Genomic DNA, 13,775 nt, shown 5'->3' with positions numbered 1-13,775 from the left:
ATGAGCACCACATCCGCTCCCCCGGCGGCGGGCACCACGCCCGCCGCCGGCGCGCCCCGGCGGCATCGCGCGCCGCTGGTGCAGCGCGTGCTCGGGAGGAACCCGCTCGGCTGGCTGTTCAGCGCCCCCTACATCGTGTTCGTGCTGCTGATCTTCGCGTTCCCACTGTGCTTCGCGGTGTACATCTCGTTCTTCGACTATTTCTTCGCCGCCCCCGGCGCCACGGTCGACCGGCCGTTCGTCGGGCTGGACAACTACATCCAGGCCTTCACCGATCCCCAGGTGCTCCAGTCGTTCGTCAACGTCGGGATCTTCCTGATCATCAACGTGCCGCTCACCGTCGTGCTGGCGCTGCTGCTCGCCTCCGGGCTCAACAGCATCGTGCGGTTCCGGACGTTCCTCCGGGTCAGCTACTACGTGCCTTACGTCACGGCCAGCGTCGCGATCATCGGGGTGTGGCTGTTCCTGTTCGGCCAGAACGGCCTGGTCAACAACATCCTCGGCCCGCTGGCGCCCAGCCCGAGCTGGCTGTCGAGCCCGGTGCTGGCCATGCCGACGATCGCCATCTACGTCACCTGGAAGGGCCTCGGGTTCTACATCCTGCTCTACCTGGCGGCGCTGCAGAACGTCCCGACCGAGCTGTACGAGTCGGCGGCGACGGACGGCGCGGGCAAGGTGCGGCAGTTCTTCTCGGTGACGGTCCCGGGCGTGCGTCCGGCGACCGTGCTGGTGCTGCTGCTCGCGACGATCACCGGCGCCAACCTGTTCACCGAGCCGTACCTCCTCACCGGAGGCGGCGGCCCGGACGGCCACTCGGCCAGCCCCGTCCTGCTCATCTACCAGCAGGGCATCCAGCAGGGCCACCCCGGCTACGCCTCCGCGATCGGCGTCGTGCTGGTCATCGGGGTGCTGATCATCGGATGGCTCCAGAACCGTTTCGCAGGAGGAAGGGACTGATGACGCAGACGACTCCGCCCCCGGCATCCGCCGCCGCGGTGCCCCAGCCCCGCAGGCGTCGCCGCGACTTCGCTGCTCCACGGCGACTCAGCCGCGGCCAGGCGATCCTCCAGGGGATCGTGCTCACCATCGGAGCGTTCGCGTTCCTGTTCCCGTTCTATTACATGCTGGTCGGGTCGCTGCAGACCTCGCCGGATACCAGCGTCGCCGGTGCGTTCCCGAACCCGGGCAACCTGACGCTCTCGAACTACGCCGACATCAACTCCCGAATCAACCTGGTCTCCGGCCTGGTGAACTCGGGAATCTTCACGGGCGGCGTGCTGCTCGGCACGGTGGTCTTCGGCGTGCTGGCCGGGTACTCGCTCGCGATCCTGGAATGGCGTGGGCGGGGTGTCACGTTCGCGCTGGCGCTGCTGGTGCAGACCATCCCGTTCCAGCTGCTGATGATCCCGCTCTACGTGCTGATCGCGCGCAACTACGGGCTCGCGGACAACTACCTGGGGATGATCCTGCCGTTCGCCATCAACTCGGCGGCGGTGCTCATCTTCCGGCAGTACTTCCTCCAGCTGCCGCGCGAGCTGTTCGACGCGGCGCGGGTGGATGGCGCGGGCGAGTTCACGCTGCTCTGGCGGATCGCCCTGCCGCTCGTCCGCCCGGCGCTGGTGACCGCGCTGCTGCTGACCTTCATCGGCCCGTGGAACGAGTTCCTCTGGCCGTTCCTGATCACGAAGGAGGCGAGCCTGCAGCCGCTCGCCGTCTCGCTGGCGAACTACATCTCGACCGTGGCCGGATCCACCGCCAACCCGTACGGCGCCATCCTGGCCGGTGCGGTCGTGCTGGCCGGCCCGGTGGTCGTGCTGTTCATCGTGTTCCAGCGCTACTTCACCTCGAGCGACCTCGGCTCGTCCGTCAAGGGATGAGCCCCACGAAGGAGACCATGGACACCGTCCGCATCCCGCCGGCCGGGCACGACGCCCTGCTGGCCAGCTACCGGGAGGCGCTGGCGCACACCAACGCCCTCACCGACCGCATCTCGACCGACCAGTTCTCCGCCGACTACCCGGAGCGCCCGGACTGGGCCATCGGACCGTTCCGCCGGGACGACGCCCTGACCTTTCGCCTGGAGGGCCAGTGGGACGACCCGACCGGGGTGGGATGGACGAGCGACTCGATCTTCAACCCCACCGTGATCGAGCGCGGCGACGAGCTGCACCTCTTCTATCGCGCATCCCCGCGGAAGGAGTCGACGGCCAGCCGGATCGGCCACGCCGTGCGCCGGGACGGGGTGTGGCACGACTCGCCCCTCAACCCGCTGATCTACCCGACCTTCTCGAACGAGGTGCTCGGCTGCGAGGACCCGAAGGTGTACGCCGTCGACGACGGCTACGTGCTGTTCTACAACGCCATCTGGCGGCGCGACGACGGCTCGGTCGCGGTCGACATCATGTCCGCGGTCTCGCAGGATCTCGAGCACTGGGAGAAGCGCGGGCTCGTGGTGCCGTACGACGTCTCCGAGTACTGGGCGAAGGGAGCGGTGATCCCCCGCGACGAGCATGGCCGCGCGGTGCGCATCGGCGGCGAGTACCTGATGTTCCTGTCGGAGGGATGCGGCGGCCGCCCGATGGTCGGCCACTCCGCCGACGGTCTCGACTGGAGCTTCGCCGAGCAGCCGTACCTCGACCTGACGCCGCTCTCCGGCTCGCTCTTCGAGGTCGCCTGTGCGGCGGTGGACGGCGACCGGATGGTGCTCGACTTCTTCTACGCGGACGAGCACGGCGACTTCGCCGCGGCGCAGGCGCTCTACCGGCTCGACGACCCCTTCACGCAGCGCGCGGTCAACCGCGGCGGGTCGCTCGCCTGGGGCGGCCTTCAGAAGATCGGCGGCCGCTGGTCGTTCGCCCAGGGCTGGGACGCACCCCGTGACAGCCGCGAACTGTACTTCTACCGGGAGGTGGACGCATGACCCCGTTTCCGTATCGGCTCTCGCGCGCCGGGGTCGTCATGACACCCGCCGCCGGCGACCCGCTCGAGGCGGAGGGCGTGCTGAACCCCGCGTCCGGCCGCGGCCCCGACGGCGAGCTGTACCTCCTGCCGCGCCTGGTCGCCGAGGGCAACGTGTCCCGCGTCGGCATCGCCCGGGTGGTCGTCGAGGACGGCGTCCCAGTGGCCGTCGAGCGGCAGGGCGTCGTGCTCGAGCCCGACCGCCCGTTCGAGCGCGGGCGCAGCAACGCCGGCGTGGAGGACCCGCGTACCACGTTCATCCCCTCGCTCGGGCTGCACGTGATGACCTACGTCGCGTACGGGCCGCTCGGGCCGCGCACCGCCGTCGCGGTGTCCGACGACCTGCGCGCCTGGCGCCGGCTCGGACCGGTCTCGTTCGAGTACGACGACGCGCTGGGCATCGACCTGGCCCTGTTCCACAACAAGGACACCGTGTTCTTCCCCGAGCCGGTGTCCGCTCCGGACGGCACACCGTCGCTCGCCGTGCTGCACCGGCCGGTGTGGGACCTCGGGGGCATCCGGCCCGGCGAGGGCGAGCATCCACCGTCGGGTGAGAGCCGTCCGAGCATCTGGATCGCGTTCATCCCCCTCGACGCCGTGCAGAGCGATGTGCGCGAGCTCGCGCGCTGGCGGCAGAACCGCTTCCTGGCGGGGCCGGAGTTCCCGTTCGAGGAGCTCAAGATCGGTGCCGGCCCCGCGCCGCGGCGCGTCCCGGAGGGCTGGCTGCTGCTGCACCACGGCGTCACCGGCCGGCTGGAGCCGGGCGTCGACCAGCAGAAGAACGTCAACTACGCAGCGGGCGCCATGATCCTCGACGCGGACCAGCCGTGGAAGGTGCTGGACCGGACCCGCGAGCCGCTGCTGTCAGCCGAGACGGAGGATGAGCGGAGCGGCATCGTGCCGAACGTCGTCTTCCCGACGGCCATCGAGACGGTCGAGGGCCGCGACTGGGTGTTCTACGGCATGGCGGACTCCAAGATCGGCGTCGCACTGCTCGAACGGGAGGAAGGAGCCGCCTGAGCACCCCTTCCGCGTCTGCGGACCGGGGCGCACAGTGGACCCCATGGACATCGCACTGCTGGGGCTCGGCCGCATGGGCCGCGAGCTCGTCACCCACCTGATCGACGCGGGTAACACCGTGACCGCCTGGAATCGGTCCCCGGAGCCGACGGAGACGGTCGGCCGACGCGGCGCGCGCATCGCGGCCTCCGCGGCCGAGGCGGTGGACGGCGCCGACGCGGTCGTCACCGTGCTGTTCGGGCCGGACGCGGTTCGCGAGACCGTTATCGACCCGTCTTTGCCGATCCCGTCCGGCGCGCTGTGGATCGACGTGACCACGGTGGCACCCTCGGACGCCGACGAATTCGGCGCCTGGGCGTCGTCCGCGGACGTCCGCTACGTCCACTCCCCTGTCGTCGGCTCGCTCGCCCCCGCACGCGCCGGAAACCTCGCGGTCCTGATCGGCGGCGAGCACGACGCGGTCCGTCAGGCGCGGACCATCGTCAGCCTGTGGGCCGATCCGGACAAGATCCGGACATTCGACTCGCCTGCCAAGGCGGCCGCCGCCAAGCTGGTCGCGAATCTCGCCCTGGCGGTCTCCATGGAGGCGCTCAGCGAGACGCTGCGGCTGGGAAAGGCGGGCGGACTCTCCACGGCCGAGGTGCTCGACGTGTTGCCCCTGACCTCGATCGCGCCGATCGCCGGGATGAAGGGACCGGTCGTCGCGTCCGGCGACTTCGACGACACCCAGTTCTCCGCATCCCTGCTGGCCAAAGACCTGCGCCTGATGCTGGCGACGGCGGACGTGCCGCTCCCGGCGGCCGCGCTGGTGGCCGCGGAGCTCCAGCGCGCGATCGACGCCGGGCAGGGCGACAAGGACTTCTCGGTCATCGCCCGCGACCGGTGAGGATGGCGCCCGCCGGCCGGCGTGATCTTCCGCGCCGCGGTCGTAAGGGTCGCGCCTCCCGCCGAGTCGTGACTAGTTGCGCCAATCGAACGCGAATTGCAGCAACAACTCTCATCTCGCCGAGCTCTTGAGCGCGAGATGCCGGGTCCCGTAGGGTCGAGGCGACGAGGGAGCAGCCATGGGGGATCGTCCGCGAGCGCGGGCAGCGCGCATCGGTCATGCGCTTGCCGCCGCCGGGCGCCGCTTGCTCGACGCCCTCATGACGATCGGCAGCTCGCTCTTCGGCTCCCGCTCCGGCGACCCGGAGGCCCGCCGCCTCTACGAGCGCCGCGACCGCGACTATCGCCCGTGACCAGTACGCTGCCCGCGCTCAGGCTCTAAGACGGGGAAGCGTTCCGAGGGTCGTGCTCGCCTATGCGCGCTGCCGTGTCATCAGCTTCCGCGAGCAATCCTGCGAGCACCGGGATCAGGTGCGGAAGATCGTCGGTGTGGATCTCCCAAACGCGCCGCTGGTCCACCTGGGCATACGCATGGACCAGGATGTTCCGCGTCGCGATGATCGCATGGACGTCGGGGATGCGGCCTGCTGTTTCCGCATCGACGGTGCGCAGGTTCTTGAGCGCCTCGCCGAGGATCTCCAGCTGCCGCTCGACCGCAGCCTGAAGCACCCAGTCGCCGAGATATTCGTTCTCGGAGTGTCCCTCTGCGACCGACGCCGCCTTCGTCGCGGCCTCCCGGGCATCCCAGAGGAACGCGGGCGACTCATGCAGCATAGACATCCTCGGCATGGCCGAAAGCCGAACGTGCGAAGTAGGGATTCCGGATCGCGCCGGCATCGACCAGGTCAACGCCCCGACCCAGGATCCGCTCGAGATCCTCCTTCAGGTCGAAGAAATCGTGGAAGAGGCCGCCGCGGCCCGGCAGGAAGTCGACCAGGAAATCGACGTCGCTCTTCTGGCGATCGAAGTCGTCCCCGAGGACCGAGCCATGCGGAGTCGCGCGACGCCGTGTGCCTCACAAACGCGAGATATCGCATCCAGGTCCACTGGCACCGCCGTGATCATGGCAGGAATTATCCATGCCGACCCCTCGCACCGCAGGGAAACCTCGACGCACGCGCGAGGATACGCGCAACCGGCCCTGCCCGGTCTGGCCCTACCACAACGGGAAAGGCCCGGAATCCGCTTGGATTCCGGGCCTTCTCACTGGTGCGCCCCCAGGGACTTGAACCCTGAACCCATTGATTAAGAGTCAATTGCTCTGCCGATTGAGCTAGAGGCGCATCCGATCCGGTTTCCCGAACCGAGGCTCAACACTAGCATCCGATCCGGGTCCGTTGCCAATCGAGGATCGCTCGCTTCAGGTGCGGTCTTTCCGGGGCATCACGATCTCTTTGATGATCAGGATGATGCCCGCCGAGATCGGGATGGCGACCAGTGCGCCGGGCAGGCCGAACAGCGTCGAGCCGGCCAGCGCCGAGATCAGCACCACCGATCCGGGCACCTGCACCGCCTTCCCCATCACCCGCGGGGTGAGGATGTACGCCTCCACCTGCATGTAGACGAGCATCAGCACGAGCACGACCACACCGCTGACCGGCGAGTGGATGAACGCCAGCACCGACATCACGGCGGTGGTCAGCACGGTTCCGATCAGCGGGATGAGCGTGATGAAGAACGCTGCCAGCGCGATCAGGAACGCGCCGGGCACACCGGTGGCGAGCAGCAGGATGAGGCTGTAAGTGGCGTTGAAGAACGCCAGCACGACCATCCCGCTGAGGTATTTGCCGAAGTTCTGCAGGATGCGTTCCGCGTAGCTCTCGAACCGGGCGCGGCGGGAGCGGCGCACCAGGCGGTAGGCGGCCTGCTTCGTGGCGTCGTACGACGCGATGAAGTAGATGGTCAGGATCGCGATGAAGAAGCCGGTGGTGACCGCGTTGAGCACCGACAGCCCGAACCCGACGAGGCCGTTGCCGATGGTCGCCCAGGTCGCCGGGTCCTGTGCCTGCTGCGAGATCCAGCCCACCACCTGACCGAGCACGCCGTTGGTCGCGTCGTTGGTCGAGTCGAACCAGCCCTGGCTGCGCAGCGCCGCGATCTCCTGCGGCACGGCCGTCGCGAGGAAGGAGATCTGCTTGGCGATCAGCGGCACGACCACCCAGATGATGCCGACGAGCACCGCGATGATGAGCAGGATCACCGTGGTGATCGCCCAGCCCCGCCTCATGCCGCGGCGCTGGAACCAGCGGACGAGCGGGTCGAGGCCCACGGTCGCGAACATCGCCAGGAACACCGAGAAGATGATCGACCGGAGGCCGTACAGCATGAGGCCGGTCGCGACGGCCCCGATCGCGCCGAGCGTGATGAGGAAGCCGAACAGCAGCGGGCTGCGCCGCAGGACGGACGCCGCCTCCGGCTGCGCCGGGCCTGCTCGTCGCGCGGGTGGACGGGTGAACCGCATGCCGCCTCCGCTCCGCCCTCCGGGGCCAGGTCGAGCGTATTGGGCGCGGCTACCCCGCAACAAGGGCCGGGATCGGCCTACTTCTTGCGGGTGGTGAGCTCATCGGTCAGCTGCCGCAGCCGCGCCACCATCTCGTCGTCCTCGAGGTCCGGCCCGACCTCGTCGGCCGGCTCGCTGACGATCTGGCTCGCCGGCCCGATCAGCACCTCCACCGGTCCCACATCGCCTTGCGCGGTCCTGCCCGGCACGAACACCGTGTCCGCGATGTCGCGCCGGGCGAGCGCCCGCGAGTACTCCAGTAGCGCCTCCGCCAGCGCATCGCCGGTGTAGAACGCCGTCCCTGCATACACGATCCGTCGCATGCCTCCATCGGTACTCCCCGCTGGGCCGCCCGCCAAGCCCGTCCGCCACGCCCTCCCGAAAAGCCGTTCGCTCCGACACCCGCCGCGCCCCGTCGCCCCACCAGTAGGCTCGGTGCCGTGACCGACACCGCGACGCCCGACCTGACCGCCGACCTCGACCTCGCGCTCCGTCTCGCCGACGAGGCCGACCGGATCTCCCTCGGCCGGTTCCGCGACCGTGACCTGCACGTCGAGACGAAGCCGGACCGCTCCCCCGTCACCGAGGCCGACCTCGCCGTCGAGCGGGCGATCCGCGACACCCTCGCGGCCGAGCGGCCGGACGACGGCATCCTCGGCGAGGAGTACGGCACGGAAGGCGACGCGACGAGGCAGTGGATCGTCGACCCGATCGACGGCACCGCCAACTACCTGCGCGGCGTCCCCGTCTGGGGAACGCTGATCGCCCTCGCCGTCGACGGCGTCCCGCGTGTCGGCGTCGTCAGCTCCCCCGCCCTCGGGCGCCGCTGGTGGGCGGTCACCGGCGGCGGTGCGTGGACGACGGATGCGGCGGGCGCCGAGCCGCGCAGCATCCACGTGTCGGGTATCGCGGACCTCGAACACGCGTCGATGAGTTTCCAGAGCATCGCGCAGTGGGATGAGGCGGGGTACCTCGACCGGCTCATCGCCCTGACCCGCAGGATGTGGCGCGACCGCGCCTACGGCGACATGTGGTCGTACATGCTGCTGGCGGAGGGGCTCGTGGATGCGGTGGGCGAGTTCGGTGTGAAGACCTACGACCTCGCGGCGCTCATCCCGATCGTGGAGGAGGCAGGCGGCCGGTTCACGTCGGTGGACGGCACCCCCGGCCCCGGAAACGGGTCGTCGCTGGCCTCCAACGGCCTCATCCACGACGCCCTCCTCGACGCGCTCGCCTGAGCTCGCGGGCGCCTGCCGGACCCGCCCGGCCGGGTCTCCCCCGCGACCGTGCCGCTGCCCTAGGCTGACCCGGGTGAGCGCACCGACACCCGCACCCGCACCTCCTTCAACCGCCACGGCGGAGCCGCTCGTCCACATCGCGAACTTCCGCATGGACTTCGGGCGCACCACCGTCATCCGCGACCTCTCGTTCGACATCCAGCGCGGCGAGACGTTCGGGTTCCTCGGCAGCAACGGCTCGGGCAAGACGACGACCATCCGGGCGCTGCTCGGCATCTACCAGCCGACCGCCGGGACGCTGCACATCGACGGCCGCCCGTTCAGCCCGGAGGCCGGCGAGCGGCTCGGCTACCTGCCGGAGGAGCGCGGGCTGTACAAGAAGGAGTCCGTGATCGACGTCATGGTCTACTTCGGCCGCTTGAAGGGGCTCGGCGCCGAGCAGGCCCGCCGCTGGTCGCGCGAGTACCTGGAGCGCGTGGGCATCCCCGAGAAGGAGAAGGTGCGGCTCGACAAGCTGTCCGGCGGTCAGCAGCAGAAGGTCCAGCTCGGCGTCACGATCATGAACGAGCCGGAGCTGCTCATCCTCGACGAGCCGACCAAGGGCTTCGACCCGGTCAACCGCCGGCTGCTGATGGACATCATCGACGATCAGAAGCGCGCGGGCTCCACGGTGATGATGGTCACGCACCAGATGGAGGAGGTCGAGCGCCTCTGCGACCGCGTCATCCTTCTGAAGGACGGCACCTCCCGCGCCTACGGGACCGTCGAGGAGGTGCAGGAGCAGTTCGGGGGCACCATCGTGCACCTCGACCACGAGGGCGCTCTGCCGCCGTCGCCGGCCTACCGCGTGCTGTCCGACGTGGGCGGCCACGCCCAGCTGGAGCCGGGGGACGGCGCGGACCCGGCGAACATCCTGCGCGACCTGGTGGATGCGGGCGTGCGGGTGTCGCGCTACGCCCCGACCCGCAAATCGCTCGACGACATCTTCGTCGAGGTCTACGGCGCCGAGAGCCGGGAAGAGGACTGAGAGCATGGCCCGTCACAACCTCCGGACCGTCATCGGCTTCGAGTTCCGCCGCACCATCACCAAGCGGCGGTTCTGGGCGGTCACGCTCATCATCCCCATCCTCGTGTTCGGGCTGGGCGGTCTGATCATCGCCTCCAACGTGTCCACAGCCAACACGGCGGATCAGCAGAAGAACGCGCGGTTCGAGTTCCTCTACTCGGATGCGTCCGGGCTCGTCGACCCGGCGATCGCCAAGCAGTTCGGCGGCACCGAGATCGCGTCGCAGGCCGAGGGCGTCGAGGAGGTGCAGATCGGTGGGACGCCCGCGTACTTCGCCTACCCCGCCGACCCGGCGAAGCAGACGGTCCGCGTCTACGGTGAGGACGCCAGGGTGTTCCAGAACAGCAAGTACTCGGCGGTGGCCGAGTCGCTGCTGTCCGCCAGCGTGGAGCAGAAGCTCGGCGACCCGACGACCGTCGCGGTGCTGCGCGGCGACGTGAAGACCTCCACCACCACCTTCGCGGGCGGCAAGCGGGCGCCCGGGTTCGAGGCGATCCTGCCCGCGCTGCTGTTCCTCGCCGCGTTCTTCGTCGTCATCGTCTTCCTCGGCAACCAGATGCTGAACTCCACACTGGAGGAGAAGGAGAACCGCGTCACGGAGATGATCCTCACGACGATCAATCCGACGAACCTGCTGCTCGGGAAGGTCATCTCGCTGTTCGCCATCGGGTTCATCCAGCTCGCGGTCTTCGCGCTGCCGATGCTGATCGGCTACCTGTTCTTCCGGAACCAGCTGCAACTGCCGGACTTCGACCTGAGCGGGCTGGTCTTCGACCCGCAGAAGATGATCGTCGGCTTCCTGATCCTGATCGGCGGCTTCGCCCTCTTCACCGGCACGCTGGTCGCCGTCGGCGCGATCATGCCGACGGCGAAGGATGCCGCTCCCGTGTTCTCGGTGGTGGTGTTCGCGGTGGTGATCCCGCTGTACGCGTCCGGCTTCGCGATCAGCTCGCCGCAGTCGCCCATCGTCCAGCTGCTCGCGTACTTCCCATACACGGCCCCGATCACGGCGCTCATCCTGAACGCGTTCGGCTCGCTGCCGCTCTGGCAGGCGGTCATCATCATCGTCGAGCTGTTCGTGCTCGCCTACATCGTGCTGCGCATCGCCGTGCGGCTGTTCCGCTACGGCTCGATCGAGTACTCGAGCAAGGTGCGGGTGCGGGATGTGCTGGGGCGCCGCCCCGACAGCGCGACCCCGCAGCGGGCGGGCCGCTCCTGATGCGCGCGGTCGTCGTCGCGCAGCCGGGCGGACCGGAGGTCCTGGCGCTCGCCGAGGTGCCGGACCCCGTCCCGACCGCGCGCGAGGTGCGCATCCGCGTCGTCGCCGCCGGTCTCAACGGCGCCGATCTCAGCCAGCGCCGCGGCTTCTACCCGCCGCCCGCGGGCGCGCCCGAGTGGCCGGGACTGGAGGTGTCCGGGATCATCGACGCGCTCGGCTCCGAGGTCGCCGGCTGGACCGTCGGCGACCGCGTGTGCGCCCTCCTCTCCGGAGGCGGCTACGCCGAACTCGTGACGGTGGATGCGGGACTCGTCCTCCCCGTGCCGGACGACGTCGACCTGGTGGAGGCCGCGGGACTGCCGGAGGTCGCCGCCACGGTGTGGTCGAACGTCGTCGACCTCGGACGGCTCGCCGAGGGCGAGGCGCTGCTGGTCCACGGCGGCTCCAGCGGGATCGGCACCATGGCCATCCAGGTCGGGCGCGCGCTCGGCGCGGAGGTCGTCGCGACCGCCGGCAGCGACGAGAAGGCGGCCTTCTGCCGCGAGCTCGGGGCACACGCGGCCGTGAACTACCGCGAGCAGGACTTCGTGGAGGCCGTCCGGGCGTTCACGGACGGACGGGGCGTGGACGTCGTGCTCGACATCGTCGGCGGCGCCTACATCGCGCGCGACCTCGACGCGCTGGCCACGGGCGGCCGCATCCTGTCGATCGCCGTCCGCGACCGCGAACCGGCGTCGGTGGACATGGGCCTGCTGATGCGCAAGCGGGCGAGCATCCAGGGCACGACCCTCCGCGCACGCCCCCTCGAGGAGCGCGTGGCGGTGATCGCAGGGGTGCGGGCGCAGCTCTGGCCGCTGCTCTCCGACGGGCGCATCCGGCCGGTGATCGACTCGGTCTTCCCGCTCGAGGACGCCGCGGCCGCCCACCGGCGGATGGAGTCGTCGGCCCATCGCGGCAAGATCCTGCTCCGCGTCGGAGACGTCGGCGGTCGATGAGAGGATCGGCATCATGACCGACGCGCCCCTCACCGACGACGCCCTGCTCGCCCTTCCGAAGGCCGAGCTGCACCTGCACATCGAGGGCACGCTCGAACCTGGGCTGGCGTTCGAGCTCGCCGCCCACAACGGCGTCACCCTGCCGTACGCGTCGGTCGAGGAGCTCGCCGCACAGTACGACTTCGACGACCTGCAGTCCTTCCTCGACCTCTACTACGCCACCATGGCCGTGCTGCTCACGCGCGCCGACTTCGCCGAGCTGACCCGGCGCTACCTGCGCCGGGCGCACGCTCAGGGGGTGCGGCACGCCGAGCTGTTCTTCGACCCGCAGGCGCACACCGCGCGCGGGGTGGCGTTCGACGACGTCGTCGACGGGATCGGCGACGCGCTCGACGAGGCGGAGCGCGAGTTCGGGATGACCGGCTCGCTCATCCTCTGCTTCCTGCGCGACCAGCCGGTCGCCTCGGCCGAAGAGGCGCTCACCGCGGGGTTGAAGCGCACCGACCGCATCGTGGGCGTCGGGCTCGACTCGGCCGAGGTCGGCTACCCGCCGTCCCTGTTCGAGGGCGTCTACGCCCGGGCGCGCGCGGCCGGGCTCCACGCCGTCGCGCACGCCGGCGAGGAGGGACCGCCGGAGTACGTGCGCGAGGCGCTCGACCTGCTGCACGCCGAGCGGATCGACCACGGCATCCGCTCGATCGAAGACCCGGAGCTGGTCGCACGGCTGGCCCGGGAGCGCATCCCGCTCACGGTGTGCCCGCTCTCGAACGTGCGGCTGCAGGCGACGCCGGACCTCCGCGACCATCCGCTGCTGCGGCTCGACGCCGCGGGTGTGCGCGTCACGGTCAACTCCGACGATCCCGCGTATTTCGGCGGCTACGCGGGGCAGAACTTCACCGCGGTCCGGGATGCGCTCGGCCTGACCGAGGACCAGGCTCGGCGCTTCGCCCGCACCTCCATCGAGGCGTCCTTCGCATCGACCGAGCGCAAGGCGGCCCTGCTCGCCGAGGTGGACGCGTGGCGGCCATGAGCGGACCGCAATCGTTCGTCGCCGACGATGGGCGCTCGGTGCGGTTCTTCGACACCGGCGGAGCGGCGGAGGCGCCGGTGCTGGTGTGGCACCACGGCACCCCGCAGACCGGGGCCGTCATCCAGCCTGTGGCGACCGCCGCCGCCGCTCGCGGGCTCCGGGTCGTCTCCGTGACGCGTCCCGGCTATCCCGGCTCCGATGTCCGCCCCGGCCGTTCGGTGGCCGATGCGGCGGCCGACGTGCTCGCCGTCCTCGACGCGCTCGGCATCGACCGGTTCGCGACCGCCGGAGCCTCCGGCGGAGGCCCGCACGCCCTCGCCCTCGCCGCGCTCGCGGGCGGCGACCGCGCCCGGGCCGTCGTCACGCTGGCGGGCATCGCCCCCTACGACCGCTCCCCCGACTGGTTCTCGGGGATGGCCGCCCCCGGCGGGCTGCAAGCCGCGCTGTCGGGCCGTGAGGCGCGCCTCGCGTATGCGGAGACCGCCGAGTTCGACCCGGACTCGTTCACCGCCCGCGACTACGAGGTGCTCGAGGGCGAGTGGGGCGCCCTGGGGGCGGATGCGGGAGCCGGTGCGGCCGAAGGGCCGGACGGCGAAGCCGACGACGACCTCGCGTACGTGTCGCCGTGGGGCGTCGAGCTCCGGGCGGTCAGCGCTCCCGTGCTCCTCATCCAGGGTGGAGCCGACCGCGTGGTGCCCGCGCCGCACGCCGCCGCGATGCTCGAACGCCTGCCCCACGGGGAGCTCTGGATCCGTCCGCGCGAGGGCCATGTGTCGGTGCTCACCGCCTTCGGGACGGCTTTGGATTGGGCGCGGGCGGCACTATGACGCCTCATCAGCCGCAGAAAAGCTTATATTTACCGGA

The 13,775-nt window shown here is 70.3% G+C and carries 15 protein-coding genes, 1 tRNA gene and 1 pseudogene; 12 read left to right on the top strand and 5 right to left on the bottom strand.

Translation table 11 applies throughout. The features are described from left to right. The 6 genes from ACTJI1_RS17235 to ACTJI1_RS17210 all read left to right on the top strand — a co-directional run bounded on the left by ACTJI1_RS17235 (window position 1) and on the right by ACTJI1_RS17210 (window position 5,216). Window positions 1-957, top strand: coding sequence for a carbohydrate ABC transporter permease (locus ACTJI1_RS17235; protein WP_310128636.1), 957 nt, complete (start codon window positions 1-3; stop codon window positions 955-957). Further along, window positions 954-1,877 carry a carbohydrate ABC transporter permease gene (locus tag ACTJI1_RS17230; protein ID WP_440743804.1) on the top strand — a complete coding sequence of 308 codons (924 nt, stop codon included), beginning with the start codon at window positions 954-956 and terminating at the stop codon, window positions 1,875-1,877. Before ACTJI1_RS17235 ends, ACTJI1_RS17230 begins: the two co-directional genes overlap by 4 nt. Further along, complete coding sequence (locus ACTJI1_RS17225) at window positions 1,874-2,920, top strand: hypothetical protein (protein WP_440743589.1); 1,047 nt, start codon at window positions 1,874-1,876, stop codon at window positions 2,918-2,920. Before ACTJI1_RS17230 ends, ACTJI1_RS17225 begins: the two co-directional genes overlap by 4 nt. Next, window positions 2,917-3,978, top strand: coding sequence for a glycoside hydrolase family 130 protein (locus tag ACTJI1_RS17220; RefSeq protein ID WP_440743588.1), 1,062 nt, complete (start codon window positions 2,917-2,919; stop codon window positions 3,976-3,978). Before ACTJI1_RS17225 ends, ACTJI1_RS17220 begins: the two co-directional genes overlap by 4 nt. A gap of 43 nt (window positions 3,979-4,021) precedes the next feature. Beyond that, on the top strand, window positions 4,022-4,864 hold the full coding sequence (locus ACTJI1_RS17215; RefSeq protein WP_440743587.1) for an NAD(P)-dependent oxidoreductase: 843 nt from the start codon (window positions 4,022-4,024) through the stop codon (window positions 4,862-4,864). A 178-nt stretch (window positions 4,865-5,042) separates the two neighbouring features. Further along, window positions 5,043-5,216 carry a hypothetical protein gene (locus ACTJI1_RS17210; RefSeq protein ID WP_440743586.1) on the top strand — a complete coding sequence of 58 codons (174 nt, stop codon included), beginning with the start codon at window positions 5,043-5,045 and terminating at the stop codon, window positions 5,214-5,216. Between the two features lie 25 nt (window positions 5,217-5,241). Here ACTJI1_RS17210 and ACTJI1_RS17205 read toward each other — a convergent pair whose 3' ends face one another. The 5 genes and pseudogenes from ACTJI1_RS17205 to ACTJI1_RS17185 all read right to left on the bottom strand — a co-directional run bounded on the left by ACTJI1_RS17205 (window position 5,242) and on the right by ACTJI1_RS17185 (window position 7,686). Then, window positions 5,242-5,637, bottom strand: a complete 396-nt coding sequence (locus ACTJI1_RS17205) for a HepT-like ribonuclease domain-containing protein (RefSeq protein WP_440743585.1) — start codon at window positions 5,635-5,637, stop codon at window positions 5,242-5,244. Further along, window positions 5,627-5,851 (bottom strand): annotated as a pseudogene (locus ACTJI1_RS17200) (nucleotidyltransferase family protein); the annotation flags it as partial. The pseudogene ACTJI1_RS17200 and the gene ACTJI1_RS17205, both read right to left, overlap by 11 nt. 219 nt (window positions 5,852-6,070) lie before the next feature. Continuing rightward, a tRNA-Lys gene (locus tag ACTJI1_RS17195) sits at window positions 6,071-6,146 on the bottom strand. Between the two features lie 77 nt (window positions 6,147-6,223). Next, window positions 6,224-7,324 (bottom strand): AI-2E family transporter, encoded by a 1,101-nt coding sequence (locus ACTJI1_RS17190; RefSeq protein WP_440743584.1) that lies wholly within the window; start codon window positions 7,322-7,324, stop codon window positions 6,224-6,226. Between the two features lie 77 nt (window positions 7,325-7,401). Then, window positions 7,402-7,686: a hypothetical protein gene (locus ACTJI1_RS17185; protein ID WP_310128622.1), complete on the bottom strand. Its 285-nt coding sequence runs from the start codon at window positions 7,684-7,686 to the stop codon at window positions 7,402-7,404. A 117-nt stretch (window positions 7,687-7,803) separates the two neighbouring features. Between ACTJI1_RS17185 and ACTJI1_RS17180 the strand changes: the two genes are divergently transcribed. The 6 genes from ACTJI1_RS17180 (at window position 7,804) to ACTJI1_RS17155 (ending at window position 13,738) form a co-directional block, all read left to right on the top strand. Further along, window positions 7,804-8,601: an inositol monophosphatase family protein gene (locus ACTJI1_RS17180; RefSeq protein ID WP_440743583.1), complete on the top strand. Its 798-nt coding sequence runs from the start codon at window positions 7,804-7,806 to the stop codon at window positions 8,599-8,601. A 151-nt stretch (window positions 8,602-8,752) separates the two neighbouring features. Further along, a complete protein-coding gene (locus tag ACTJI1_RS17175; protein WP_440743803.1) occupies window positions 8,753-9,628 on the top strand; it encodes an ABC transporter ATP-binding protein in 876 nt (291 codons plus the stop codon). A 4-nt stretch (window positions 9,629-9,632) separates the two neighbouring features. After that, window positions 9,633-10,886 carry an ABC transporter permease gene (locus ACTJI1_RS17170; RefSeq protein ID WP_440743582.1) on the top strand — a complete coding sequence of 418 codons (1,254 nt, stop codon included), beginning with the start codon at window positions 9,633-9,635 and terminating at the stop codon, window positions 10,884-10,886. Beyond that, the gene (locus ACTJI1_RS17165) at window positions 10,886-11,881 is read left to right on the top strand and encodes an NAD(P)H-quinone oxidoreductase (RefSeq protein ID WP_440743581.1); all 996 of its coding nucleotides are present in this window, start codon (window positions 10,886-10,888) and stop codon (window positions 11,879-11,881) included. The genes ACTJI1_RS17170 and ACTJI1_RS17165 overlap by 1 nt, the downstream gene beginning before the upstream one ends. A gap of 13 nt (window positions 11,882-11,894) precedes the next feature. Then, the gene (locus ACTJI1_RS17160) at window positions 11,895-12,911 is read left to right on the top strand and encodes an adenosine deaminase (protein ID WP_440743580.1); all 1,017 of its coding nucleotides are present in this window, start codon (window positions 11,895-11,897) and stop codon (window positions 12,909-12,911) included. After that, complete coding sequence (locus tag ACTJI1_RS17155; protein WP_440743579.1) at window positions 12,908-13,738, top strand: alpha/beta fold hydrolase; 831 nt, start codon at window positions 12,908-12,910, stop codon at window positions 13,736-13,738. Before ACTJI1_RS17160 ends, ACTJI1_RS17155 begins: the two co-directional genes overlap by 4 nt. Window positions 13,739-13,775: the final 37 nt, after the last annotated feature.

The sequence above is a fragment of the Leifsonia sp. 22587 genome, from assembly GCF_052044215.1.
In the GTDB taxonomy this organism is placed as follows: Bacteria; Actinomycetota; Actinomycetes; order Actinomycetales; family Microbacteriaceae; genus Leifsonia; species Leifsonia shinshuensis_C.
This window is presented reverse-complemented; position numbering and strand designations above follow the sequence as displayed.